Annotated in this window: 21 protein-coding genes; 18 read left to right on the top strand and 3 right to left on the bottom strand. The window is 65.3% G+C overall.

Going from position 1 to position 24,527, the window contains the following annotated elements; translation table 11 throughout:
- Positions 1 to 21 precede the first annotated feature (21 nt).
- Together ilvC and NX775_RS04765 are read left to right on the top strand one after the other, a co-directional pair.
- The gene (gene ilvC / locus NX775_RS04770) at positions 22 to 1,038 is read left to right on the top strand and encodes a ketol-acid reductoisomerase (protein ID WP_183555357.1); all 1,017 of its coding nucleotides are present in this window, start codon (positions 22 to 24) and stop codon (positions 1,036 to 1,038) included.
- Between the two features lie 277 nt (positions 1,039 to 1,315).
- Positions 1,316 to 2,086 (top strand): SIMPL domain-containing protein, encoded by a 771-nt coding sequence (locus tag NX775_RS04765; protein WP_258834939.1) that lies wholly within the window; start codon positions 1,316 to 1,318, stop codon positions 2,084 to 2,086.
- A gap of 37 nt (positions 2,087 to 2,123) precedes the next feature.
- Here the strand turns inward: NX775_RS04765 and NX775_RS04760 are convergent, their stop codons facing one another.
- Positions 2,124 to 3,098, bottom strand: coding sequence for an IS1595 family transposase (locus NX775_RS04760; RefSeq protein WP_258834938.1), 975 nt, complete (start codon positions 3,096 to 3,098; stop codon positions 2,124 to 2,126).
- Positions 3,099 to 3,303: 205 nt separating this feature from the next.
- Here NX775_RS04760 and pssA point away from each other — a divergent pair, with 205 nt between their 5' ends.
- Positions 3,304 to 4,170, top strand: coding sequence for a CDP-diacylglycerol--serine O-phosphatidyltransferase (gene pssA / locus NX775_RS04755; protein ID WP_258834937.1), 867 nt, complete (start codon positions 3,304 to 3,306; stop codon positions 4,168 to 4,170).
- Between the two features lie 18 nt (positions 4,171 to 4,188).
- Positions 4,189 to 5,079 (top strand): alpha/beta hydrolase, encoded by an 891-nt coding sequence (locus NX775_RS04750; RefSeq protein ID WP_258834936.1) that lies wholly within the window; start codon positions 4,189 to 4,191, stop codon positions 5,077 to 5,079.
- Positions 5,080 to 5,099: 20 nt separating this feature from the next.
- Here NX775_RS04750 and bamE read toward each other — a convergent pair whose 3' ends face one another.
- Positions 5,100 to 5,591: an outer membrane protein assembly factor BamE domain-containing protein gene (gene bamE, locus NX775_RS04745; RefSeq protein WP_258834935.1), complete on the bottom strand. Its 492-nt coding sequence runs from the start codon at positions 5,589 to 5,591 to the stop codon at positions 5,100 to 5,102.
- Between the two features lie 164 nt (positions 5,592 to 5,755).
- Between bamE and rpsO the strand changes: the two genes are divergently transcribed.
- The 3 genes from rpsO (at position 5,756) to NX775_RS04730 (ending at position 10,423) form a co-directional block, all read left to right on the top strand.
- Positions 5,756 to 6,025, top strand: coding sequence for a 30S ribosomal protein S15 (gene rpsO, locus NX775_RS04740; RefSeq protein ID WP_183555352.1), 270 nt, complete (start codon positions 5,756 to 5,758; stop codon positions 6,023 to 6,025).
- A 178-nt stretch (positions 6,026 to 6,203) separates the two neighbouring features.
- Positions 6,204 to 8,306, top strand: coding sequence for a polyribonucleotide nucleotidyltransferase (gene pnp, locus NX775_RS04735; protein WP_258834934.1), 2,103 nt, complete (start codon positions 6,204 to 6,206; stop codon positions 8,304 to 8,306).
- A gap of 269 nt (positions 8,307 to 8,575) precedes the next feature.
- On the top strand, positions 8,576 to 10,423 hold the full coding sequence (locus NX775_RS04730; protein WP_258834933.1) for an ABC transporter ATP-binding protein/permease: 1,848 nt from the start codon (positions 8,576 to 8,578) through the stop codon (positions 10,421 to 10,423).
- A gap of 16 nt (positions 10,424 to 10,439) precedes the next feature.
- Here NX775_RS04730 and NX775_RS04725 read toward each other — a convergent pair whose 3' ends face one another.
- Entirely contained in the window at positions 10,440 to 11,270 is an 831-nt protein-coding gene (locus tag NX775_RS04725; protein WP_258834932.1) for an SDR family oxidoreductase, read from the bottom strand.
- 100 nt (positions 11,271 to 11,370) lie between these two features.
- Here NX775_RS04725 and NX775_RS04720 point away from each other — a divergent pair, with 100 nt between their 5' ends.
- From NX775_RS04720 to NX775_RS04670, 11 genes are all read left to right on the top strand, one after another.
- Positions 11,371 to 12,315 carry a LysR family transcriptional regulator gene (locus tag NX775_RS04720; RefSeq protein ID WP_258834931.1) on the top strand — a complete coding sequence of 315 codons (945 nt, stop codon included), beginning with the start codon at positions 11,371 to 11,373 and terminating at the stop codon, positions 12,313 to 12,315.
- A gap of 33 nt (positions 12,316 to 12,348) precedes the next feature.
- The gene (locus NX775_RS04715; protein ID WP_258834930.1) at positions 12,349 to 12,705 is read left to right on the top strand and encodes a hypothetical protein; all 357 of its coding nucleotides are present in this window, start codon (positions 12,349 to 12,351) and stop codon (positions 12,703 to 12,705) included.
- Positions 12,706 to 12,787: 82 nt separating this feature from the next.
- Positions 12,788 to 14,056, top strand: coding sequence for a TolC family protein (locus tag NX775_RS04710; protein WP_258834929.1), 1,269 nt, complete (start codon positions 12,788 to 12,790; stop codon positions 14,054 to 14,056).
- Positions 14,053 to 15,243: an efflux RND transporter periplasmic adaptor subunit gene (locus tag NX775_RS04705; protein ID WP_258834928.1), complete on the top strand. Its 1,191-nt coding sequence runs from the start codon at positions 14,053 to 14,055 to the stop codon at positions 15,241 to 15,243. Before NX775_RS04710 ends, NX775_RS04705 begins: the two co-directional genes overlap by 4 nt.
- Complete coding sequence (locus NX775_RS04700) at positions 15,233 to 18,409, top strand: efflux RND transporter permease subunit (RefSeq protein ID WP_258834927.1); 3,177 nt, start codon at positions 15,233 to 15,235, stop codon at positions 18,407 to 18,409. The genes NX775_RS04705 and NX775_RS04700 overlap by 11 nt, the downstream gene beginning before the upstream one ends.
- Positions 18,410 to 18,536: 127 nt before the next feature.
- Positions 18,537 to 19,403 carry an STAS domain-containing protein gene (locus NX775_RS04695; protein ID WP_258834926.1) on the top strand — a complete coding sequence of 289 codons (867 nt, stop codon included), beginning with the start codon at positions 18,537 to 18,539 and terminating at the stop codon, positions 19,401 to 19,403.
- Between the two features lie 10 nt (positions 19,404 to 19,413).
- Positions 19,414 to 19,770, top strand: coding sequence for an STAS domain-containing protein (locus NX775_RS04690; RefSeq protein WP_183555342.1), 357 nt, complete (start codon positions 19,414 to 19,416; stop codon positions 19,768 to 19,770).
- Entirely contained in the window at positions 19,770 to 20,237 is a 468-nt protein-coding gene (locus tag NX775_RS04685; RefSeq protein WP_183555341.1) for an anti-sigma regulatory factor, read from the top strand. The genes NX775_RS04690 and NX775_RS04685 overlap by 1 nt, the downstream gene beginning before the upstream one ends.
- A complete protein-coding gene (locus NX775_RS04680; RefSeq protein ID WP_258834925.1) occupies positions 20,225 to 21,253 on the top strand; it encodes an ATP-binding SpoIIE family protein phosphatase in 1,029 nt (342 codons plus the stop codon). The genes NX775_RS04685 and NX775_RS04680 overlap by 13 nt, the downstream gene beginning before the upstream one ends.
- A complete protein-coding gene (locus NX775_RS04675) occupies positions 21,250 to 22,626 on the top strand; it encodes an ATP-binding protein (RefSeq protein WP_258834924.1) in 1,377 nt (458 codons plus the stop codon). Before NX775_RS04680 ends, NX775_RS04675 begins: the two co-directional genes overlap by 4 nt.
- Positions 22,623 to 24,518, top strand: a complete 1,896-nt coding sequence (locus tag NX775_RS04670) for an ATP-binding response regulator (RefSeq protein ID WP_258834923.1) — start codon at positions 22,623 to 22,625, stop codon at positions 24,516 to 24,518. The genes NX775_RS04675 and NX775_RS04670 overlap by 4 nt, the downstream gene beginning before the upstream one ends.
- Positions 24,519 to 24,527: the final 9 nt, after the last annotated feature.

The following is a 24,527-nucleotide window of genomic DNA, read 5'->3' as shown; positions in this document are numbered from 1 at the left end:
ATTAAATAACAGGATAAAAAAATGAACGTTTTCTACGACAAGGACTGCGACCTCTCCCTCATCAAGGGCAAGAACGTTGCCATCATCGGTTACGGCTCGCAAGGCCATGCGCACGCACAGAACCTGAGCGAATCGGGCGTCAATGTCACCGTCGGCCTGCGCCGCGGCGGCGCCTCGTGGGGCAAGGTCGAGCAAGCCGGCCTGAAAGTGGCGGAAGTCGATGAGGCAGTCAAGAACGCCGACGTCATCATGATCCTGCTGCCGGACGAAAACATCGCCGAAGTCTACAAGCAGAACATCGAGCCGAACGCGAAGCAGGGCGCCGTGCTGGCCTTCGCCCACGGTTTCAACGTGCACTACGGCCAGGTCGTTCCACGCGCCGACCTCGACGTCATCATGGTCGCGCCGAAAGCGCCGGGCCACACGGTGCGCGGCACCTACACGCAAGGTGGCGGCGTGCCGCACCTGATCGCCGTGTACCAGGACAAATCGGGCGCCGCCCGTGATATCGCCATGTCGTACGCAATGGCCAACGGCGGCGGCCGCGCCGGCATCATCGAAACCAACTTCCGCGAAGAAACCGAGACCGACCTGTTCGGCGAGCAGGCCGTGCTGTGCGGCGGCGCGGTCGAGCTGATCAAGGCGGGCTTCGAGACGCTGACCGAGGCCGGTTACGCGCCGGAGATGGCGTACTTCGAGTGCCTGCACGAACTCAAGCTGATCGTCGACCTGATCTATGAAGGCGGCATCGCCAACATGAACTACTCGATCTCGAACAACGCGGAATACGGCGAATACGTGACCGGCCCGCGCGTCGTGACCGAAGACACCAAGAACGCGATGCGCCAGTGCCTGAAGGACATCCAGACCGGCGAATACGCCAAGAGCTTCATCCTGGAAAACAAGGCCGGCGCACCGACCCTGATCTCGCGCCGTCGCCTGACTGCCGAGCATCCGATCGAGGAAGTCGGCGCGAAGCTGCGCGCGATGATGCCGTGGATTGCGAAGAACAAGCTGGTGGATCAGTCGAAGAACTAAGCTCGTGGCCAGACCATCGCGTGCGGTGGTGTGGCGTTGGCGATCGACGCGTGGACGGCAGAGCCATCCACCCTACGAACATGTGTGCCGTGAAAAACCGGTCGCGCGCACCTCGTAGGGTGGACGGGTTCTCCCGTCCACGCGTTCGTCTGACGGTGCTAACACGTTTCAAAAGCTACTCATTTGCAACTGTCCATTACAAAATACCGATGTTTTCCCTGTGCAAGGTATCGTATAACCAAGTCGGACATACGTCGCAACTCACAGGAGAACAACAATGGCATTCACCAAATCCCTCGTCGCTGCCGCCCTCGTGCTGGCCTTCAGCGCTGCCCAGGCGCAGACCGCGCCGTCGACCGCGACCACCGGCACCATGGTCATCGTCCCCGCCTTTGGCGAAGTCAAGCACGCGAATGACGAAGCGACGATCACGTTCGCCGTCGAAGAGCACGACAAGGACAAGAACGCCGCCGCCGACCGCGTCAATCGCAAGATGAAAGAGGGCACCGAGATCGTGCGCCGCGCCGATCCGAAAGCCGAACTGAAAACGCAGGGCTATTACACGTACCCGGTGTATCCGGAAGTGCAGCCACAGCCGGTCGGCCGCGTGGTCGCGCCCGTCAAGCCGGTGCCGATCGCCTGGCGTGTTGGCCAGTACCTGGAAGTCAAGACCACGAACCTGGCCGCGCTGCCGAAAACGGCTGCTGCCGCGCAGAAGGTCCTGCAGATCAATAACATCAACTTCGGCCTGACCCCGGCGACCGAGAAGCGCCTTGACGACCAGCGCATCGCCGCCACGTATCAGAACCTGAACGAGCGCATCGTCTCGATCGCCAAGGCAATGGGCCGCCAGCCGGGCGACGCCGTGCTCGATACGGTCGACTTCGAAGGCTCGGGCAATTATGCGGGCGACGCCCAGGCCGCGCCGGCCATGATGATGCGTTCGAGCGCCAAGCGCGAGATGGATGATGGCATGGCTGAACCGAGCTTCGAGCCAGGCGAAACCACGCTGCAAATGCGTCTGGTGGGCAAGGTCAAGTTCAAGTAATCGCGCCATCCGGCACGGTCGTGTTCAAGTGGCGCAGTCAGCGTTGTCTGTTGATGACGCCGATTGCGATGCAAAACAATTGTTCAGCTGAACTGATCCGCCCGCCATCCAGTGCCCAGCGCCACCCCAGGTAGTTGGGCAGATAGCGCGATGCCACCCCGCGAAAGCCCAGTAGCCAGGCCTTGAAGCGACCGTGGTAGGCGTTCACGTTCTGTACGTGGATGGCGCGGCTACCCGAATGCCTGACGCGCACGCCGGCGCGCAGATTGACTGTCTCGTGCGCAATTCTGTGCTTGCGTGCAAAGGCCCGGTACGCGGCGTGGCTGTCGCTGACCAGGAGTGCCTGCGGATCAAGTCTGGGCAGCAAATCGCGTTCGAGTTGCGCGGCCGTCAGTGCGCCACGGCCAGTGACGGCATCGATGGTGCGGCCATTCCGGTCGCGTGCTACCAGGATGCAATCGAGATGGCGGGAAATGCCCCGCATGGGCGCGCGGCCGCCCCGTCGGCGTGGCGGGCGGTCGAGCGTGCGTGATCCTTTTTGCGATTCGAGCAGGAATGTCTCGTCGGCCTCCACGATGCCGTTGAGCGATGCAGGCCGGTCGAGCTTGACCCAATCGAGAAAGCGGTGACGCCACCGGAATGCCGTGTTGCGGTGTACGCCGACCCGGTCTGCGCCCTTGCGTACAGACAGTGAATCGATCAGCACCTGCGAATACGCGAGCCATTTGGCCTTGTGCCTGAGTCGCGCCAGCGGCGTGCCGCTCAGGTCGTTGAACGTGCGGCCACAGGCGCAGCAGCGAAAGCGCTGCAGGTCGTTGGCAAACCCGTGCCGATTGCAGCGTTGGTTGCCACAACTGGGGCAGCAGCGTGCTGGCGCTCTGGCCTCCGCGATCAGTGCAACCACCTGGTCGAGACCAGCTGCGGGATGCAGGGCGTCGAGCACTTGCCGGCCCTGTGGCGGATTCAGCGCTGACAACCTGGCAAACCAGTTCTTGAAACGGGGCGCTTTCATGCGCGACTCCTGATGCTGGCGACAGGCGTTGGACCACGAAACCGCTCATCAGTTCACGGCTCGGCTCTATTTAATGTTGACTGCGCCGTTCAAGTAGGCGACATGCAATTGCCAGCCGGGTTAGCGTAGTGTTTCGCTAACACGGGTCCCGCCTCTATAATGGTTGGGAACAGTCGCTCGGCGGCTCACTTGAATACGATTGCTTATGCCAACTTTTCCACGAAGAAGAAAGCCAGGGACCCCGCCCAAAGGTCCACGATTCTCCCGCCTGAAAAAGCGTTTCGCGCCCCGTACGCAAGGACGGGCTGCCGGTGAGCGCAGCCGCGGCATCTACCTGCTGCCCAATGCCTTCACCACCGCCGCGCTGTTCTGTGGGTTCTACGCCATCGTCATGGCGATGAACCAGCGTTTCGACCAGGCTTGCTGGGCCGTGTTCATCGCGATGATCCTCGACGGCCTGGACGGGCGCATCGCCCGCCTGACCAATACCCAATCCGAATTCGGCGCCCAGTACGACAGCCTGGCCGACATGGTTTCGTTCGGCGCCGCGCCGGCGCTGGTGATGTACGAATGGTCGCTCAACGGCCTTGGCAAGGTCGGCTGGGTCGCCGCCTTCATCTACTGCGCCTGCGCCGCCTTGCGCCTGGCACGCTTCAATACCAATATCGAAGTGGTCGACAAGCGCTTCTTCCAGGGCTTGCCCAGCCCGGCTGCAGCGGCGCTGGTGATCGGCTTCATCATGATGATGATCGATCCCGATATCAGCGTCATCCCGCGCAAGGTCGAGTGGGTGTCGTGGGGCATCACGGTCTTCGCCGGCCTGACGATGGTGTCGAACGTGCCGTTCTACAGCTTCAAGGACATCAACTTCCGCAAGTCGGTGCCGTTCATCGCCGTGTTCCTGATCGCGCTGGTGCTGGCGCTGCTGGCGATCGATCCGCCCAAGGTACTGTGGCCGATCTTCGTGATCTACGGCCTGTCGGGTTACGCCGTGTACGTGTGGCAGCGTGCGAAGGGCAAGCGGGTCAGCATCATCCCGCTCGACGACGCCGACGACGACCTCCACCGCTGATCACAGGCTGCCCGAACCATGAGAGCTCCTTACTTCGCGGCCTGCGCCGCCACCGTCCTGCTGCTGTCGGGGCTGCTCGCGGCCTGCTCGCCGCTGTCGCTGGTCAACGCGGTCTCACCGAGCGGTGCCACGCGCACGGTGGCCTCGGCTGCCTATGGCACCAATCCACGTCACGTACTCGACATCTACCGGCCCGAAAACTGGACCGGCCCGGCGCCCGTCATCGTGTTCTACTACGGCGGCAACTGGGTCAATGGCGAGCGGGGCGACTATGCCTTCGTCGGCCGCGCGCTGGCGGCGCGTGGTTTCGTGGTGGTCATTCCCGACTACCGCCTGTATCCGCAGGTACGCTACCCAGATTTCCTGACCGACAGCGCCGAAGCACTGGCCTGGACGTCGCGCCGGATCAAGGCCTATGGCGGCGATCCGAAGCGCATCTACGCGATGGGCCACAGCGCCGGCGCGTACAACGCGGCGATGCTGGCGCTCGATCCGCGCTGGTTGCGGGCACAGGGCACGGCGCCGAGCATCCTGCGCGGCTGGATCGGCATGGCCGGCCCCTACAACTTCCTGCCCGTGGAAAATGAAACGACGCGCCCGGTGTTCCTGTACCCGAATACGCCGCGCGATTCGCAGCCGATCAACCACGTGACGGTCAATGCGCCGCCCGCGCTGTTGATCGCGGCGCGCAACGATTCGACGGTCGATCCCGAGCGCAACACGGGCGCGCTGGCGGACCGGCTGCGCGCGACCGGCGTGCCGGTCCGCGAAGTGAGTTTTACCGGCGTGAACCACGTCACGCTGCTCGCAACGCTATCGAGCTCGCTGCGCCGCCTGGCACCGTCGCTCGATGCGATCGAAGACTTCGTGCACAGCGACGGCGGGCGCAAGCTGCCGCCGGCGCGCTAACCCGCCTCATACCGCAGCCCCTACCAGGAGCTGCGGTCCCTCGGTTCGTACATCGGGTCAGGCCCGTTCATCATCTGGCGCACGACGCCTCCCTCGTCGAAGTGCACGTGCATCAGCGAGTTCCAGACGCCGGCCTCCTTGTAGCGGTACGACCAGACCTCGTAGTTCTGCATCGCCACACGCGAGCGTTCGGCAGGGCGCCCGATCGTGCGCAAGACCTGCTCCTTGGTCGCTTGGTCGACCTTGAGCGTGGCAAATTTTTCACCAGTGAGCACCTGCTCGTAGGCCGTCAAGCGGCCATCGGGGTCAAGGCGTGCCATCCACGTGTATTGACCCATCGGCCCCGTCGCGTATTCGAGCGAGCGCGCCGCGCCATTGCCATCGACATAGATGGACGTCGGCTTGCCGAGCTTGGCCTGGACCACGTCGGCCGTTTCGCCCGGCAACGGGGCAGGGCGCGTGGCGCACGCTGCCAGCAACAGCGTGGCAGCCAGCGTTGTTATTTTCATCATCCGGTGCATTATTTTGTCCTTTACTTGGCGGCAGGGCGGGCAAACGCTGGTCGGTACCCGCGTTTTGCACTATACTTGCCGGTCTGTCCGAATCCGGGCAGGCATTTTAATCAATCACGGTGCGCTGGGTTGCGACTCTTGCACCGCATGTGAAAGGTAACATCATGACCGTAGAAACTCTGAACAAAGCCGCGATTATCGCGGACAACGCACGCGGCGAAAAAGACACCGGTTCGCCAGAAGTGCAAGTTGCACTGCTGACCGCACGCATCAACGACCTGAACGGCCACTTCAAGGCCCACCAGAAAGATCACCACTCGCGTCGTGGTCTGATCATGATGGTCAACCGTCGTAAGAGCCTGCTGTCGTACCTGAAGAACAAGGATCTGAACCGTTACCGCGACCTGATCGCCAAACTGGGCCTGCGTAAGTAATTCGTTTGCGCCAGACGGTTTAAGTCTGAAGATGCCTGCGCCAGTTCTCTGTCGCGGGCATTTTTCGTTTTTGAGCGGTTTGTTTGTTGTTGCAAGGCTGTTCTGCTCGTGAACGGCCCGTGGTGAGAGGTGAACGACAGCACCTGAAAATCTGTCGGCAAAATGAAAGGGATACCCCATGTTTAACAAAGTTACGAAAACCTTCCAGTACGGTCAACACACTGTCACCCTGGAGACGGGCGAAATCGCGCGCCAGGCAAGCGGCGCCGTCGTGGTGTCGGTCGAAGATACCGTCGTGCTGGCAACCGTGGTCGCACGCAAGGATGCCAAGCCGGGCCAGGACTTCTTCCCGCTGACCGTCGACTACCTCGAGAAAACGTATGCTGCGGGTAAAATCCCGGGCGGTTTCTTCAAGCGCGAAGGCCGTCCTTCCGAAAAAGAAACGCTCACCTCGCGTCTGATCGACCGTCCAATCCGTCCGCTGTTCCCGGAAGGCTACCTGAACGAAGTCCAGGTCATCATCCACGTGCTGTCGGTCAACCCTGAAATCGATCCGGACATCCCTGCGATGATCGGCGCTTCGGCTGCCCTGTGCATCGCCGGTATCCCGTTCAGTGGCCCGATCGGCGCAGCGCGCGTCGGCTACGCGAATGGCCAGTACATCCTGAACCCGACCACCACCGAGCTGAAGACGTCGCAGATGGACCTGGTCGTGGCCGGTACCGAAACCGCCGTCCTGATGGTCGAGTCGGAAGCCAAGCAACTGTCCGAAGAAATCATGCTGGGCGCCGTCGTGTTCGGCCATGACCAGATGAAAGTCGTGATCGATGCGATCCACGACCTGGTCGCCGAAGGCGGCAAGCCGGAAGTCGAATGGGCGCCGGCGCCAAAGAACGAAGAGCTGATCGCCCGTATCGGCGAACTGGCCGGCGCGAAAGTGCGCGATGCGTACCAGACCCGCGAAAAATCGGCGCGTCAGCAAAAGCTGAAGTCGCTGTCGTCCGAAGTGATGGCTGACCTGAGCGCCGCTGGCGTCACGGCCGATGCTGGCGACGTCGGCAACATCCTGTTCGACATGGAAGCCAAGGTCGTGCGTTCGCAGATCCTGGAAGGCGAGCCACGCATCGACGGTCGCGACACCCGCACCGTGCGTCCGATCTCGATCCGTTCGAGCGTGCTGCCACGTACCCACGGTTCGGCCCTGTTCACCCGCGGTGAAACGCAGGCGCTGGTCGTTGCTACGCTGGGCACTGCACGCGACAGCCAGAAGATCGATGCACTGATGGGCGAGTACACCGATTCGTTCATGATGCACTACAACATGCCTCCGTTCGCCACCGGCGAAACCGGCCGCGTCGGTACGCCGAAGCGCCGCGAAGTCGGCCACGGCCGTCTGGCCAAGCGCGCGCTGATCGCTGCGCTGCCGGATCCGGAAGACTTCAGCTACTCGGTGCGCCTGGTCTCGGAAATCACCGAGTCGAACGGTTCGTCGTCGATGGCCTCCGTCTGCGGCGGCTGCCTGGCACTGATGGACGCCGGCGTGCCGATGAAATCGCACGTGGCCGGTATCGCCATGGGCCTGATCAAGGAAGGCGGCAAGTTCGCCGTGCTGTCGGACATCCTGGGCGATGAAGATCACCTGGGCGACATGGACTTCAAGGTGGCCGGTACCGCAGCAGGCATCACCGCGCTGCAGATGGACATCAAGATCCAGGGCATCACCAAGGAAATCATGCAGGTGGCACTGGCGCAAGCCAAAGAAGGCCGTCACCACATCCTGGGCGAAATGCAGAAGGCCATGCCAACCGTGAAGACCGAACTGTCGGACTTCGCGCCACGCCTGATCACCATCCGCATCAATCCAGAGAAGATCCGTGACGTCATCGGCAAGGGCGGCGCCGTCATCCGCGCGCTGACCGAAGAGACCGGCACCCAGATCGACATCAGCGACGAAGGCGTGGTCACGATCGCGTCGGTCGACGCTGCTGCCGGCCAGGAAGCCAAGCGCCGCATCGAAGAGCTGACCGCATCGGTCGAAGTGGGCAAGACCTACGACGGCACCGTGCTGAAACTGCTGGACTTCGGCGCGATCGTCCAAGTCATGCCAGGCAAGGATGGCCTGCTGCACATCTCGCAGATCGCCAACGAGCGTGTCAACGCTGTTGCCGACTACCTGAAAGAAGGCCAGCAAGTGCGCGTCAAGGTCCTCGAGACCGACGAGCGCGGTCGTCTGAAGCTGTCGATGAAGGCGGCTGATCCGGTCGAAGGCGCAGCGGTGTAATCACGCTGCAGGCAACGGAAGCGGTTCGCCGCTTCCGCGCTAAAAAAGAACCGCCAGTGCGTGAGCCTGGCGGTTTTTTTATTGCATGATTATGTCTGTTTCCGCACTGAATAGTTTTACACGCAACCGTATGCTGGGCGCGTGAATTGGGTAAATACAATTCACGGGCCTGCAGACATGGGCGCCTAACCTGCCATGTCTGCAAGAATTATCGTAATACCGGACGAGCCGCCGCGGTCGGACGTCCCAGAAACAGGCATTGCAGAATCATGACGGCCCAGAAACAGACGCACGACGACGGAATGACCCGCGACATTCCTGGCAACACGAAGAAAAAGCGCAGAGGGCCGCCCTTGTCGGTGGCTGCATGGAAACAGTTCGTCAGCGTCGCCAAGCCGTACTGGCTGGGCGACGAGCGCAAGCGGGCCTGGCTGCTGCTGGCGCTGTTGATCGTGTTGATGCTGGTGGAAACCAAGCTCGCCGTGATGCTGAACGACCAGGCCGGCGAGCTGACCTCGGCGCTGGCCGGCAAGGACCGGAACCGCTTCTGGGGCGCGGTCCAGGCATGCCTGATCGTGCTCGCGTTCGCCGTGCCGATCTACGCGTTCTACTACTACATGCGCGACCTGTTCGCGAACAAGTGGCGGCGCTGGCTGACGCGGCGCTTCCTCGATGGTTACGTGGGTGGCCGCAAATACTACGAGCTGGGCTCGAACCAGGAGATCGACAACCCCGACCAGCGCATCTGCGAGGATGTGAACACGTTCACCGGCCGCTCGGTGCACTTCATGCTGATCTTCCTGGGTTCGCTGATGCAGCTGGTGGCCTTCAGCGCCGTGCTGTGGTCCATTTCTCACGTGCTGGTGGCGGTGCTGGTAGCCTACGCCGTGCTGGGTACAATGATCGCGCTGCTCGTCTTCGGCAATCCGCTGATTCACCTGAATTTCTGGCAGTTGCGACGCGAAGCCGATTTCCGGTTCAGCCTGATTCGCCTGCGCGAGAATGCCGAGTCGATCGCCTTCTATGGTGGCGAAGCGCAGGAGCGCGCGCACATCGACAGCAAGTTCAACAAGGTCATCCATAATTTTTCGCGCCTGATCAAGAAGCAGCGCGCGCTCAACCTGTTTCAGCGCACCTTCAGCCAGCTCACGCTGGTGCTGCCGTTCGTGATCCTGGCCGATGCCGTCCTGTCGGGCGAGCTCGAAGTGGGGCGTGCGGTGCAGGCGGCCGGCGCGTTCACGGCAGTGCTGACAGCGGTCGGCGTCATCGTCGACAACTTCGAGAGCCTGAGCCGTTTCGTCGCCGGCATTGGCCGCCTGCAGACCTTGTCAATGCATGTGATGCCCGAGCCGCCGGCTGGCAATCCGTGCGACGTGCAGGCCCGCATCACGCGTACCCCTGGCGACCGTCTTGCACTCGAGTCGCTGACCTTGTGTCCGCCACAATCCGACCGCGTGCTGATCAAGGATCTGACACTGTCGCTGAGGCCGGGCGACGCGCTGCTGATCAACGGCGACAGCGGCTGCGGCAAGAGCTCGCTGCTGCGCGCCATTGCCGGGCTCTGGCACAAGGGCAGCGGGGTGATTCATCATCCGCCGCGCGAGGATTTCTTCTTTTTGCCACAGCAGCCGTATCTGCAACCGGGCACGCTGCGCAGCCAGCTGATTTATCCAAGCACCCGCACGTCGCTGAGCGACGAGCAATTGACCGCCATCCTCGAGCAGGTGCACCTGCCGTATCTGGCCGAGCGCGTCGGAGGTCTGGACGCCACGCTCGACTGGGAAAAGCTGTTGTCAATCGGCGAGCAGCAGCGCCTGGCGTTCGGCCGCGTGCTGGTGCACGAGCCAGCCATCGTGATCCTGGACGAAGCCACCAGCGCGCTCGACTCTGCCAACGAGTCGTCGCTGTACAAGCGCCTGCGCGACAAGGGCACGACGCTGGTCAGCGTCGCGCACCGCGCCGGCGTGCTGCGCCACCATACCCATGTGCTGTGGCTGACGGGTGACGGCGGCTGGGAAGTGCATGCGGCGGCCGATTATCAGTTCGATGTGCCGGTGCCTGCGCGCAGCGGTGCGCAGCCTGTACCGCAGTCGCGCGCGAGCTTGCTGGTGGATTAAGCGGCCAACCCATCCTTTACGTTTTCAGGTCCGCGTTCAATGCGATGTCCTGTTGCGCTTCGAGCCTGGCTAACCGGTCCGTCAGCGCTGCGTGGATTGACCGGTAGGCAGTCGACCCCAGCGCGATGCGGCGCGGCGCCGGCGACTGGTCGGCCGAGTCGATCATGGTTCGCACCATCTGTACCGGGTCGCCGCTCAACCTGAAGCTGCCGTCGGCCAGCGCGCGCCGCACCGCGCCCGATGGCGTTGCGTCGTAGTCCGCCATGGCCGGCGCAGTATCCATTCCAGCGGCAAAATTGGTGGGCGTCGGCCCCGGCTCGGCCAGCGTGAATTCGATGCCGAACGGCGCGACCTCTTGCGCGACCGCTTCGACAAAGCCTTCGATGCCCCATTTGGTTGCGTGATACACGCTGAAGTTCGGGTAGGCGATCTGCCCGCCCTCGGATGACACCTGGATCACGCGGCCACCGCCCTGCTTGCGCAGCCAGGGCAGGGCGCTGCGAATGAGCTGGATCGAGCCCAGCAGATTCGTGTCGAGCTGGCGCCGCACCTGCGCGGCTGTGAGTTCTTCGGCCGCGCCGAACAGTCCGTAGGCGGCATTGCTGACGATGACGTCGATCCGTCCCAGCTCGGTGAAGGCGCGGGCCAGCACGGCATCGATCGCCGCATCGTCGGTGACGTCCAGTTGGGCCACCCATAGCTGCTGCGGATAGCGCGCCTGCAGGTCGGCGAGCGCCGACGGTGTGCGCAATGTGGCCGCGACGCGGTCGCCGCGCGCCAGTAGTTGTTCGGTCATGATGCGGCCAAAGCCGCTGGACGTGCCGGTGATGAACCAGGTGCGTTGCATGCTGTTCTCCTGTCAGGGTAAATGGAGCCACCACGATAGCGAACTACTCTGCTGCTATCATCGGATGAATCTCGCATGCATTCGTGAAGGATCGCCAACAATGCCCCAGCCCGACCTCGATGATCTGCGCGCCTTTGTCGCCATTGTCAACCGCCGTAGCTTTCGCAAGGCAGCCGATGAACTGGGCGTATCGCCATCGACGCTGAGCCACATGATGCGCGTGATGGAAGAAAAGCTCGGCGTGCGCCTGCTCCATCGCACCACGCGCAGCGTCGCGCCGACCGAGGCGGGCGAGGGGTTCCTGCGCCGCATCGAGCCGGTCCTGCGCGAACTGGGCGCGGCCTGCGAGGCCGTCAACGGTGTCGGTCAGCAGCCCGGCGGCCTGCTGCGCATCAACACGGCCGAGCCGACCGCGCACTGGTTGCTTCAGCATGCGGTTCCCGTGTTCCAGGCGCGCTACCCGGCCGTTTCGCTGGACCTGTTCGTCGACAACGGCCTGGTGGACATCGTCGCCGGCGGCTTCGATGCCGGCGTGCGCCTGGCCGAAGCGGTGCCGCAGGACATGCACCTGGCGCGCTTTGGTGCGCCGGTGCGTTTCATGCCGATGGCCTCGCCCGCCTACCTGAAAGAGTATGGTATCCCGGTCGTCCCGGACGACCTGCTCGGCCACCGCTGCATCCGCATGCGCATGCAAAGCGGGAAGATCTACCGCTGGGAGTTCACGCGCCACGGCCAGGCGATGGCGCTCGACGTGCCAGGCACGCTCATCCTGAACCAGGTCGGCCTGATGGTCGACGCGGCGCTGGCCGGCCAGGGCATCGCCTACGTGCCGGACACCAGTGCACGCGACCATCTGGCCGCCGGCCGCCTGATGCCCCTGCTGCATGAGTGGTGCGCACCGTCGAGCGAGCTGGCCTTGTACTATCCCGGCCACCGCCATGTGCCTGCTGCATTGCGCGCGTTCATCGATGTGCTGCAGGAAGTCTTCCAGCCGGAAGCGGGCCAAAAACGGGACGGCAGACGCCGGGCCGTCGATAGTGCTTGACCCTCCAGCGGCTACAGGGTATTTAATACACCAATGCGCCGTCTTTTCCTCATCCTGCTGCTGTTTGCCATGCCTTTCCAGGCCGCCTGGGCGGCGGGTGCTGCCTATTGCACGCACAATGAAAAGACGATGCACCCGGGCCACCACACCCACAAGCATGCTTCGTCGACCACGTCGTCATCCACGGCTGCAAGCCAGGACGACGCCAGCCCGGCCGACCCCTGCAACGACTGCGACGCCTGCCACCACTTGTCGGCCAGTGCGGTCCTGTCGTCACAACCCAATCTGCCCCTGCCCAAGGGGGCGCCGCACCTGCGCGGCGAAACACGGCGCTACGTCTCGCACGTGCCCGACCTGATTCCGCCACCCGACCGCCTGCTGCGCATCTAGCGCGGCGAACCTCCATCGCCGGCCCGCCACGCGCGGCCGCCCGATTGCCTTCGCCGGACATTCACCCGTTCGGAGCACCATCATGAAACACCGTTTGACACCGCCGCTGGCGGCGTTCGCCTTGGCCAGCGCGCTGGCCTCCATTGGCCTGCCACCTGCAGTCCATGCCGCGCCCATCTCAACCAGCATGCAGCCCTTGACGCTCGACGCCGCCATCGCGCTGGCCCTGCGTTTGAACCCGACGCTGCGCGCGGCCGGCCATGAGGTCGCCGCGCAACAGGGCTCACTAGCCCAGGCCGGGGCGCGCCCGAATCCCGAACTCGAGCTGCTGCGCGAGGGCACGCGGGGCGACAGCCGCACGACCACCGCGCTGTTGACCATTCCGGTGGAGCTGGGCGGCAAGCGGGCCGCGCGCATCGATGCGGCGCGCCAGGAAGGCCAGCTGGCGGCGCTGGCGCTGAACGCCGAGCAGGCGCGCGTGCGCGCTGACGTGATTGCTGCGTTCCACGACGTCGTGGCTGCGCTGGCGCGCGAACGCATGTCGCAGGAACTGGTGCATCTCGCGGGCCGCGCGCTGGAGGCTGCTGGCAAGCGGGTCGATGCCGGCACCTTGTCGCCCGTCGAGCAGACCCGCGCCCGCGTGGCGCAGGGGGGAGCGCGCATCGAGGCGCTGCAGGCGGCGCGCGCGCTGGAAGCCTCGCGGATCCAGCTCGCAGCGCTATGGGCGGGTGACGCGCGCGGACTCGTGGTCGTCGAGCCGGACACCGTCACGCTGCCCGTGCTGCTGCCGCTCGACCGCTTGCTGGCGCAACTGGACGCCGCGCCCGGCATGCGCCAGGCCGGCGCACACCTGAAGCACCGCCAGGCGCTGGCCCGGCTCGAACAGGCGCGCCGCACGCCGGACGTGAGCATGATCGTCGGCGCCCAGCGCGAAGGGCCGGATGCCCGCAACCGCACCGTGCTGGGCCTGTCGGTGCCGCTGCCGCTGTTCAATCGCAACGACGGCGCCGTCCTCGATGCGCTGCGCCGCGTCGACAAGGCGCAGGACGAACAGGCCGCGCAAGCTGCCCGCCTGCGCGCCGAACTGGGTCAGGCCCATGCGCGCCTTGCTACAGCGCTGGCCGAATGCGCGCTGATCGCGACCGACATCCTGCCCGGTGCGCAGGACGCGCAGCGCGCTGCTAGCCGCGGCTTCGAGCTTGGCAAGTTCGGCCTGATCGACGTGCTCGACGCCCAGCGCGTGCTGGCGCAATCCACCTACCAATACCTCAATGCCGTCGCCGAGAGCCATCGCGCGCAGGCCGATATCGCACGCCTGCTGGGACAAGCAGCCGTGCAGGAGAACCCATGAACAAGCAGCAAACCCGCATCATCGTCATCATGCTGGCCATCGCGCTGGCGCTTGCCGCCTTTGTCATGCTGCGCGACCGCGCGCAGCCGGCAGGCGATGAGCATGACGAACACGCCGAACAGGGCGAGCACGCCGAAGAAAAAGAAGGGGCGCACGCCGACGACGGCGTCATTCACTTCACGCCGAACCAGATCACCGTGGCCGGCATCACGGTTGCCACAGCTGGCCCGAAGCACCTGGACACCTTCATCCGCATGCCGGGCCAGATTGCGCTGAACGAAGACCGCACCGCCCACGTGACGCCGCGCGCGGCCGGCTCGGTGCGCGACGTCAGCGCCGACCTGGGACAGCAGGTGCGCAAAGACCAGGTACTGGCCAGCATCGCCAGCGCCGACATCGCCGGCCAGCGCGGCGCGCTGACGGCGGCGCAAAAGCGCGTCGACTATGCGCGCAGGATTGTTGCGACCGAGCGCACGCTGTGGGAAGAAAAGATCACGGCGCGCCAGGATCTGCTGAAAGCCGAGCAGGAACTGGTCGAGGCCGAAGTCGCGCGCGACACCGTGCGCCAGCAGTTGCAGGCGCTGGGCGCCGCCGGTGGCGGCGGCTCGAACCTGCTCGCCATCCGCGCCCCGTTCGACGGCATCATCGTCGAAAAGCACATCACGCTGGGCGAAGTGGTGGGCGCCGATACGCGCGTGTTCACGCTGACCGATCTGTCGACCGTATGGGCCGATGTGGTGGTGCCAGCGCGCGACCTGGACATCGTGCGCGTCGGCACGAGCGCCGTGATCCGGTCGATTGCCTCGGATACGACGGCGCCCGGCAAAGTGAGTTTTGTCAGTTCGCTGGTGGGCGAGGCGTCGCGTTCGGCCAAGGCGCGCGTGGTGCTGGCCAATCCGGGCGCTGCGTGGCGGCCAGGCCTGGCCGTAAACGTCGACATCGTCACTGGTTCGAGCGACGTGCCGGTGGCCGTCGCGCGCGAAGCGATCCAGACCGTCGATACCCGGCAGGTGGTCTACAAGCGCGTCAAGGAAGGCTTCATCGCGCAGCCTGTCAGCACCGGGCGTGCGGACGGCCGCTTCATCGAGATCACGGCCGGCCTGAATCCCGGCGACACCTACGCCGCCAGCGGCAGCTTCACGATCAAAGCCGAACAGGGCAAGGGTGAGGCCAGCCATGAACACTGACCTGCAAGCTTCCACCTGGTTCGACCGCCTCATTGCGCTCAGTATCGAACGGCGCTGGCTCGTGCTGCTGGCCGTGCTGGCGATGGCCGCCATCGGCATCTACAACTACGGCCGCCTGCCGATCGACGCCGTGCCCGACGTGACCAACGTCCAGGTGCAGATCAACACGGCAGTGCCAGGCTACTCGCCGCTCGAGGTCGAGCAGCGCATCACCTACCCGGTCGAGGCGGTGCTGGCCGGTCTGCCGCACCTGGAAACCTACCGCTCGCTGTCGCGCTACGGCCTGTCGCAGGTGACGGTGGTGTTCGACGAGGGCACCGACATCCACTTTGCGCGCCAGCTCGTGAGCCAGCGCCTGCAGGATGCGCGCGAGAATCTGCCGGCCGGCGTGGTGCCGGCGCTGGGCCCGATCGCCACGGGCCTGAGTGAAATCTACCAGTGGACCGTCGAGAGCGAGCCGGGGGCGAAAAAGCCCGATGGCACGCCCTACACGCCGACCGACCTGCGCGAGATCCAGGACTGGATCATCAAGCCGCAACTGCGCACGGTGCCGGGCGTGACCGACATCAATTCCATCGGCGGCTTCGACAAGGAATACCTGGTGGCCCCGAACACGGCCACGCTGTCGTCGTACGGGCTGGAACTGATCGACATCGTGCATGCGCTCGAGCGCAACAACAGCAATGTCGGCGCCGGCTACATCGAGCGCGAGGGCGAGCAGTACCTGGTGCGCGCACCGGGCCAGGCCGCGTCGATCGATGACATCGGCAATATCGTCGTCACCAGCGTCAACGGGATTCCCGTGCGCGTGCGCGATGTCGCCGAAGTGGGCATCGGGCGCGAGCTGCGCACTGGCGCGGCGACGGAGAACGGCGTCGAGGTGGTGCTGGGCACCGTCGTCATGCTGATCGGCGAGAACAGCCGCAAGGTGGCGCAGGCGGTCGACGCGCGCATGCTCGAGATCAACCGCAGTCTGCCGAAGGGCGTCAAGGCGGTCACCGTGTATGACCGCACGGTGCTGGTCGAGAAGGCGATTGCCACCGTGCGCAAGAACCTCGTCGAGGGCGCGATCCTCGTCATCGCCGTGCTGTTTTTCTTTCTGGGTAATCTGCGCGCGGCGTTGCTGACCGCGCTGGTGATTCCGCTGGCGATGCTGTTTACGTTCTCCGGCATGGTGGCCGGCGGCGTCAGCGCCAATCTGCTCAGCCTCGGTGCGCTCGATTTCGGCATCATCGTCGACGGCGCCGTCGTCATCGTCGAGAACTGCGTGCGCCGGCTGGCTGGCGCCCAGCACCGGCTCGGGCGCCTCCTGAGCCGCGAAGAGCGCTTTGCCGAAGTCTTCGCCGCCGCGCGCGAAGCCAGGCGGCCCCTGATCTATGGCCAGTTGATCATCATGATCGTGTATCTGCCGATCTTTGCGCTCACCGGCATCGAGGGCAAGATGTTCCACCCGATGGCGTTCACGGTGGTGTTCGCGCTGCTGGGCGCGATGATCCTGTCGGTGACGTTCGTGCCGGCCGCCGTGGCGCTGTTCATCGGCCGCAAGGTCGACGAAAAGGACAGCCGCGTCATGCTGGCCGCGCGCCGCTGGTACGCGCCCGCACTCGATTACGCGCTGGCCAACCGCGCCGTGGTGCTGGTGTTTGCTGGCCTGGTGATCGCGCTGGCGGTGCTGATGGCCACGCGCCTGGGCACCGAATTCGCACCGAATCTCGACGAGGGCGACATGGCCGTGCTGACGGTGCGTGTGCCGGGCACGAGCCTGACCCAGTCGGTCAGGATGCAGCAGCAGATCGAGACGACGCTGATGCGCGAGGTGCCCGAGATCGCGCGCGTGTTTGCGCGCATCGGCACAGCCGAAATCGCGTCCGACCCGATGCCGCCCAGCGTGGCCGACAGCTTCATCATCTTCAAGCCCGAATCCGCGTGGCCCAAGCCGAGGCGTTCGCGCGCCGCTGTGCAAGAGGCGATCCGCACGGCGCTCGAACGCCTGCCCGGCAACAGCTACGAATTCAGCCAGCCGATCCAGCTGCGCGTGAACGAGCTGATTTCGGGCGTGCGCAGCGACGTCGCCGTCAAGCTGTTCGGCGACGACCTGGCGGTGCTGGAAGCGACCGCCGGCCAGATTGCGGCCAGCCTGCGCACGGTGCCTGGCGCCGCCGAGGTGCAGGTCGAGGCGACGTCCGGCCTGCCGATCCTGCAGATCCGGGTCGACCGCGAGCGCGCCGCGCGCATGGGCCTGAACATCGGTGACGTGCAGGAAATGATCGCGACCGCCACCGCCGGGCGCGTGGCCGGCACGCTGTTCGAAGGTGACCGCCGCTTCGACATCGTCGTGCGCCTGCCGGAAGACAGGCGCTCCGACATCGACGCGCTGCGCCGGCTGCCGGTGGCCTTGCCTGGCACGAAGGAGGGCGGGCACAGCTTCATCACGCTGGGTGAAATCGCGACCTTCGACGTCGCACCGGGCCCGAACCAGCTCAGTCGCGAAGAGGGCAAGCGCCGCGTGGTCATCACCGCCAACGTGCGCGGGCGCGACATCGGCTCGTTCGTCGCGGCGGCGCAGGCGCGTATCGCGCAAGATGTTCGCATTGCGCCCGGCTACTGGACGGCCTGGGGCGGCCAGTTCGAGAACCTGACAGCCGCCGCCGAGCGTCTGCGCCTGATCGTGCCGGCCTCGCTGCTGCTGGTGTTCGTGCTGCTGTACCTGGTCTTCAACAACCTGCGCGATGGCCTGCTGGTGTTCACCGGCATTCCGTTCGCGCTGGCCGGCGGCGTGGCCGCGCTGTGGGCGCGCGGCATCCCGCTGTCGATGTCGGCGGCGGTGGGCTTCATCGCGCTCTCCGGTGTGGCGGTGCTCAATGGCCTGGTGCTGATCGCGTTCATCCGCAGCCTGCGCGAGGAGGGGGTGGCGCTACCCGAGGCAGTGCGCGATGGCGCCCTGGCGCGCCTGCGGCCGGTGCTGATGACGGCGCTGGTGGCGTCGCTGGGCTTCGTGCCGATGGCGCTGGCGACGGGCACCGGCGCCGAGGTCCAGCGCCCGCTCGCCACGGTGGTCATCGGCGGGGTGTTGTCGTCGACCGTGCTGACCCTGTTATTGCTGCCTGTGCTGTATGAATGGGCCCATCGCGCAAGAGTGCGCGGGGTGCGCAAAAATATCCTCTAGCCAACAGAACAAGGAGGATTGTCTACATCGGAAATGGTATAGTTGGATTTTTACCAGCACTCTGCCACAGCAGCCCGGAATGAGCGGGATATTGTGCGGCGCCACCTAATATTTGAGGACACGACAGATGAGCATGAACGAATATGCGGACCGGATCAGCCAGGCGATTCTTGCAGAAGAATCGGGTATTGGCGCAGAATGGCTCGCCCAGCTGGAGTCGATCACGGTGCGCAGCAGCGGCGCGGCGCGCGAGCAGTTGCGCGCCCATTGCCAGCAGCTGCTCAAAGCGTTCGCTGTCGCGACCCGCAGCGGTGAACTCGAGAACATCGAGCACCGTTCGTGGGACGAAGTGCGTGACCTGCTCAGCGAAATCTCGGCCACCCGCGCCAAGGCTGGCTCCACCCCGGCCGAAACGGCAACGCTCGTGTTCTCGCTCAAGCAGCCGCTGTTCGCGCGCCTGCGCGACGTGTTCGAGACCGATGCCGATGGCCTGGCGATCGCTTCGTGGACCGTCAACACGCTGATCGACAAGCTGGGCCTGTACACGATCGAAGTGTTTCAGAAGACCAAGGACCAGATCATCGTGCGCCAGCAGCAGGAACTGCTCGAGCTGTCCACGCCTGTGGTCAAGCTGTGGAACGGCATCTTGGCGCTGCCGCTGATCGGCACCCTCGATTCGGCCCGCACCCAGGTGGTGATGGAAAACATCCTGCAAAAGATCGTCGACACGGGCGCCATCATCGCCATCATCGACATCACCGGTGTGCCGACCGTCGACACGCTCGTCGCCCAGCACCTGATGAAAACCATCGCGGCCGCGCGCCTGATGGGCGCCGACTGCATCATCAGCGGCATCCGGCCACAGATCGCGCAAACCATCGTGCACCTGGGCGTGAACCTGGAAGACGTGATCACCAAGGCCACGCTGGCCGACGCCTTCCTGGTCGCGCTCGAGCGCACCGGCGCGTCGATCATGATCAAGAACGCAGCCTGAGGCGAGTACTATGGAACGTATCCCGATCCTGCGCATGGGCGACCTGTTGCTGGTGACGATCCAGGTCGACATGCATGACCGCCTGGCGATGCAGCTGCAGGACGACCTGACCCAGCGCATCGTCAGCGACAGCGCCAAGGGTGTCCTGATCGACATCTCGGCGCTCGACCTGGTCGACTCTTTCATCGGCCGCATGATCAGCAATACCGCCGCCATGGCGCGCGTGCTCGATGCACGCACCGTGGTGGTGGGCATGCAGCCGGCAGTGGCGATCACGCTCGTCGAACTCGGATTGACTCTGCATGGCGTTCAGACGGCGCTCAATGTCGAGAAGGGCATGGCCCTGCTCGGAAAGAGCTATCGATAATGGTCGACGCGCAAACCCAGACGGTGCTGTTCGAGACACCGTTGCTGGAGCATCGCCGCGCGCAGCGTACCGGCCGCGTGACCTTGCGCCTGCGCTCGGATGAAGACGTGGTGGGCGTGCGCAAGCAGGTGCGCGAACGCGCAGTGGCGATCGGTCTCTCGCTGGTCGACCAGACCAAGCTGGTGACGGCGGCCAGTGAACTCGCACGCAATACCATCAAATACGGCGGCGGCGGCGAGGTGCATCTCGATGCCTTCGACGACGGCGCGCGCCTTGGCGTCGGGCTGTTGTTCGTCGACGCCGGCCAGGGCATCCCGAATATCGAGAGCGCACTGCGTGACGGTTTCACCACTGGCGGCGGCCTGGGCCTCGGCCTGGGCGGCTCCAAGCGGCTGGTCGACGAATTCGACATCGACAGCCGTCCGAAGGAGGGCACCGCGGTGCTGATTATCAAATGGAAACGCTGATCAGTTCTCAGTCGTCGCACTTCGTCTTCAACCTCACCCATGCCAGCGATGTCGCGGCCGTGCGCCGCGCCGGCCAGAAGGTGGCCGACTCGCTGGGCTTTAATGAAGTCAAGGCCGGCCAGCTGGCCCTGATCATCACCGAAGCGGCCACCAATATCCTCAAGCACGCCGGCGAAGGTGCGATGCACGTCGGGCCGGCGCAGTCGCCGGCCGGCATCGGCGTGGACGTGCTGGCGCTCGACAAGGGCCCCGGTATCGCCGACATCGACAACTGCCTGCTCGATGGCGTCTCGAGCGCCGGCACCGCCGGCACCGGCCTGGGCGCGCTGCTGCGCCTGTCCGACGAATTCGACGTCTACACACGGCGCGACGAAGGCACCGCGTTCTTCATGCGTCTGTGGCGCGACGAGCCGGCCCCGCACCCCAGCGGTGTGGAAGTGGGCGCGCTGTGGGCGCCGATTGCCGGCGAAGACGAATGCGGCGACGGCTGGGCCGTCTCGTGCGGCGACGACGGCGCGACCATCCTGGCGTGCGATGGCCTGGGCCACGGCCCGAATGCGGCGGCCGCCACGAATGCGGCGATCGATGCGCTGGCCGAGCGCGGCCCGGTCGGCGCCGGCGAGATGGTGCACGTGGCGCACGAAGCATTGCGCGGCACACGCGGCGCCGCGCTGGCGGCGGCGCGCGTCGACTTCTACAAGGATGAACTGAGTTTCGCCGGTGTGGGCAATATTGCTGGCGTCGTGATCGATGACGACCGGCGCGCGTTGGTCTCGCACAACGGCATCGTCGGCGCCAATATGCGCAAGGTGCAGGAGTTTTCGGTGCCGTTTCCGCCCGGGGCACTGTGCATCCTGTGCTCGGACGGTATCCAGACCCAGTGGGATCTGCACAAGTATCCGGGCCTGCACGGGCGCGCGCCGGCGCTGATCGCCGCCGTGCTGATGCGCGACTTCATTCGTGGGCGCGACGACGCCATGGTCGTCGTCGTGCGCCGGGCAGCGGGCCTCGCATGACATCCCTGCGCATCCTCAGCGTTGGCCTGGACAGCGAGCAGGATGTGGTGCTGGTGCGCCAGCGTGCGCGCCAGATCTCGGCCATGCTGGGATTGTCGCAGCAGGACCAGGTGCGGGTCGGCACGGCGGTGTCCGAAGTGGCGCGCGGCGCCAGCTACCAGGGCCCCGGCGGGCGCGCCGTGTTCCAGCTGTGCGAACGCGACGGGCGCCAGCATCTCGAAGTGCTGGTCAGCGCCGGGCGGCCGCGCAACGGCCGTGCGGGCGACGCCACGTTCGGCGAAATAGGCCCCGAGTCGCTGCGCGAACTGGCGATCATTACCGCCCATCGCCTGATGGACGCGTGCGAAGTCGACCCCGGTGAAACCGGCGCGGCCAATGTCACGGTGCGCAAGGCGCTGCCGGCGCACGAGCGCATCACGCCGGCGCGGCTGGCTGAAATCGGCGCGCGCCTGGCCGACAGCCCGGACGCCAGCCCCCTGCACGAGCTGCAGATGCAGAACCAGGAGCTGCTGTCGACACTGGCCGAGCTGCGCGAACGTCAGGAAGACCTGATGTCGCTCACGCGCGAGCTGGAGGACACCAACCGCGGCATCGTGGCGCTGTACGCCGAGATCGAGGACAAGGCCGAGCGCCTGCGCCGCGCCGACGAAATGAAGTCGCGCTTCCTGTCCAACACGAGCCACGAACTGCGCACGCCGCTGTCGTCGATCCGCGCGCTGGCCCAGTTGCTGCTCAACCGGATGGATGGCGATCTGACCGAAGAGCAGGAGCGCCAGGTGAGCTTCATCGCCACCGCGGCCAACGATTTGTCCGAGCTGGTGAATGACCTGCTCGACCTGGCCAAGATCGAAGCGGGGCGGGTGCGGGTAGAGGTCGAGCCGGTCGTGGTCGAGAACCTGTTCCGCGCGCTCAAGGGGATGCTGCGTCCGCTGGTGGACGAGGCGCGCGTCGAACTGGTGTTCGAACCGTCCGGCGTGACCGAGCCTCTGTATTCCGACGAAGGCAAGATTTCGCAGATCCTGCGCAACTTCATTTCAAACGCGCTGAAATTCACCGAGCAGGGCTCGGTGCTGGTGTTTGCCGCGCATGATCCCGAGGCAGACACGATCGCCTTTGCCGTGGCCGATACCGGCATCGGCATCAGCCACGAGAACCTGCAACTCATTTTTGAAGAATTCAGCCAGATCGAGCATCCGCTGCAACGGCGCAGCAAGGGCACCGGTCTCGGTCTGCCCCTGTGCCGCAAGCTGGCCGAGCTGCTTGGCGGGCGCGTCGACGTGGCCAGCACCGTCGGTGTCGGTTCGACCTTCACGCTGACCCTGCCGCGCAGCCTGGCGCCGACGCCATCAGCATTTGACACCACAGGATCATGAACTCCCATCCGACCCAGATTCTCAACGTTGACGACAACGACGGCGCCCGCTACGCCAAGACCCGCATCCTGCAAAGCGCCGGCTTCGAGGTGCTGGAAGCGGCCAACGGCACGGACGCGCTGGAAATCGTGCGCAACACATTGCCCGCGCTGGTGCTGCTGGACGTGAAGCTGCCCGACATCAACGGCATCGAAGTGTGCCGCCGCATCAAGGCCGAATCGGACAGCAGCACGGTGCTGGTGCTGCAGACATCGGCCGCGCTGACGGGCCGCGCCGACAAGATCCGCGGCCTGGAAGGCGGCGCTGACAACTACCTGGCCGCGCCGATCGAGGCCGATGAACTGATCGCCAACGTCAACGCGCTGCTGCGCATGCGTCAGATCCAGGTCGACCTGCGTGACAGCGAAGAACGCTTCCGCCAGCTGACCGACAATATCGACGACGTGTTCTGGATGTTCTCGGTGCCGGCGCGTGAGGTGGTGTATGTCAGCCCGGCGTATGCCACCGTGTGGGGCCGCAGCGCCGAAGCGCTGGGCCAGCAGCCCGATGACTGGCTCGCCGCCGTGCACCAGGACGACCGCGCGCGCATGGCCGCGCGCTGGGAGCGCGTGGCATTTGAAGCCCACTATGACGACGAGTTCCGCATCGCCGGCGCCGACGGCCAGGTGCGCTGGGTACGCGACCGCGTGTTCCCGGTGCGCGATGCGCGCGGCCAGGTGGTGCGGGTGGCGCGCGTCACCAGCGACATCACGGGCCGGCGCGAAATGGAGGCGCTGCTGCGCGCCGCCGACAGCAACAAGAACCAGTTTCTGGCGACGCTGGCGCACGAGCTGCGCAATCCCCTGAGCCCGATCCGCAACGCGGCCGCGCTGCTGGGCGCCATCGGCGAAGGGGCGGCCGAGCGCCAGGCGCATGCACGCGACGTGATCACGCGCCAGGTCGATCACCTGGCGCACCTGGTCGACGACCTGCTGGACGTGGCCCGCATCTCCGAAGGAAAAATCGTGCTGCGCAATGAAGAAGTCGACATCAACGGCGTGATCGCCCAGGCCATCGAGACGGCCGCGCCTTTGATCAACGCGCGCGGGCACCACCTGAGCGTCGAGCAGCCGGACCACCAGATCTGGGTCTCGGGCGACCCGGTGCGCCTGGCCCAGTCGGTCGGCAACCTGCTGCACAACGCCGCCAAGTTCACGCCCACCGGTGGCGAAATCCACCTGGCCGTGCGCGTTACCGACAGTGCGCGCGTGTGCATTTCGGTGCGCGACAACGGCATCGGCATCGCCAAGGACAACCTGCCGCGCATCTTCGGCATGTTCACCCAGGTCGAGGTGCCGCCCGACCGCGCGCCGGAAGGCCTGGGCATCGGCCTGTCGCTGGTGTCGCACCTGCTCGAACTGCATGGCGGCCACCTGTCGGCCACCAGCGACGGCATCGGCCTTGGCAGCACGTTCACCGTCGACCTGCCGCTGCTGCATGTCGGGGCCGGCGCGGACGATGCGGCGGCAACGCAACCAACCCCCGAGTCGCAGAGCGGCGGCATGCGCGTGCTGCTGGTGGACGACAACGTCGATGCGATGGAGATGATGGGCTTCCTGCTGGCCGAGATGGGCTACGAGGCGCATACCACGGCCGACGCCAACGAGATCGAAGAGCTGGCCGCGCGCCACGAGCCGCACGTGATCGTGCTCGATATCGGCTTGCCGGGCGTGGATGGTTATCAGGTCGCGCGCCGCATCAAGAGCAATCCGCAACTGGCGCATATCCGCCTCGTGGCGCATACGGGCTACGGCTCGCCGGAAGACCGCCGCCGCGCGCACGAGGCCGGGTTCGATGCGCATCTGGTCAAGCCGGCCGAGTTGTCGGATCTGGAAGCGGCGCTCCGGGGCTAACCCGGTTCA

This window comes from Massilia aurea (assembly GCF_024753205.1).
GTDB lineage: Bacteria > Pseudomonadota > Gammaproteobacteria > Burkholderiales > Burkholderiaceae_D > Telluria > Telluria aurea.
This window is presented reverse-complemented; position numbering and strand designations above follow the sequence as displayed.

Bases quoted from the DNA above. Each gene is read 5' to 3' on its own strand.
- ilvC (WP_183555357.1), top strand. From the start codon at position 22: ATGAACGTTTTCTACGACAAGGACTGCGACCTCTCCCTCATCAAGGGC.
- NX775_RS04765 (WP_258834939.1), top strand. From the start codon at position 1,316: ATGGCATTCACCAAATCCCTCGTCGCTGCCGCCCTCGTGCTGGCCTTC.
- NX775_RS04760 (WP_258834938.1), bottom strand. From the start codon at position 3,098: ATGAAAGCGCCCCGTTTCAAGAACTGGTTTGCCAGGTTGTCAGCGCTG.
- pssA (WP_258834937.1), top strand. From the start codon at position 3,304: ATGCCAACTTTTCCACGAAGAAGAAAGCCAGGGACCCCGCCCAAAGGT.
- NX775_RS04750 (WP_258834936.1), top strand. From the start codon at position 4,189: ATGAGAGCTCCTTACTTCGCGGCCTGCGCCGCCACCGTCCTGCTGCTG.
- bamE (WP_258834935.1), bottom strand. From the start codon at position 5,591: ATGATGAAAATAACAACGCTGGCTGCCACGCTGTTGCTGGCAGCGTGC.
- rpsO (WP_183555352.1), top strand. From the start codon at position 5,756: ATGACCGTAGAAACTCTGAACAAAGCCGCGATTATCGCGGACAACGCA.
- pnp (WP_258834934.1), top strand. From the start codon at position 6,204: ATGTTTAACAAAGTTACGAAAACCTTCCAGTACGGTCAACACACTGTC.
- NX775_RS04730 (WP_258834933.1), top strand. From the start codon at position 8,576: ATGACGGCCCAGAAACAGACGCACGACGACGGAATGACCCGCGACATT.
- NX775_RS04725 (WP_258834932.1), bottom strand. From the start codon at position 11,270: ATGCAACGCACCTGGTTCATCACCGGCACGTCCAGCGGCTTTGGCCGC.
- NX775_RS04720 (WP_258834931.1), top strand. From the start codon at position 11,371: ATGCCCCAGCCCGACCTCGATGATCTGCGCGCCTTTGTCGCCATTGTC.
- NX775_RS04715 (WP_258834930.1), top strand. From the start codon at position 12,349: ATGCGCCGTCTTTTCCTCATCCTGCTGCTGTTTGCCATGCCTTTCCAG.
- NX775_RS04710 (WP_258834929.1), top strand. From the start codon at position 12,788: ATGAAACACCGTTTGACACCGCCGCTGGCGGCGTTCGCCTTGGCCAGC.
- NX775_RS04705 (WP_258834928.1), top strand. From the start codon at position 14,053: ATGAACAAGCAGCAAACCCGCATCATCGTCATCATGCTGGCCATCGCG.
- NX775_RS04700 (WP_258834927.1), top strand. From the start codon at position 15,233: ATGAACACTGACCTGCAAGCTTCCACCTGGTTCGACCGCCTCATTGCG.
- NX775_RS04695 (WP_258834926.1), top strand. From the start codon at position 18,537: ATGAGCATGAACGAATATGCGGACCGGATCAGCCAGGCGATTCTTGCA.
- NX775_RS04690 (WP_183555342.1), top strand. From the start codon at position 19,414: ATGGAACGTATCCCGATCCTGCGCATGGGCGACCTGTTGCTGGTGACG.
- NX775_RS04685 (WP_183555341.1), top strand. From the start codon at position 19,770: ATGGTCGACGCGCAAACCCAGACGGTGCTGTTCGAGACACCGTTGCTG.
- NX775_RS04680 (WP_258834925.1), top strand. From the start codon at position 20,225: ATGGAAACGCTGATCAGTTCTCAGTCGTCGCACTTCGTCTTCAACCTC.
- NX775_RS04675 (WP_258834924.1), top strand. From the start codon at position 21,250: ATGACATCCCTGCGCATCCTCAGCGTTGGCCTGGACAGCGAGCAGGAT.
- NX775_RS04670 (WP_258834923.1), top strand. From the start codon at position 22,623: ATGAACTCCCATCCGACCCAGATTCTCAACGTTGACGACAACGACGGC.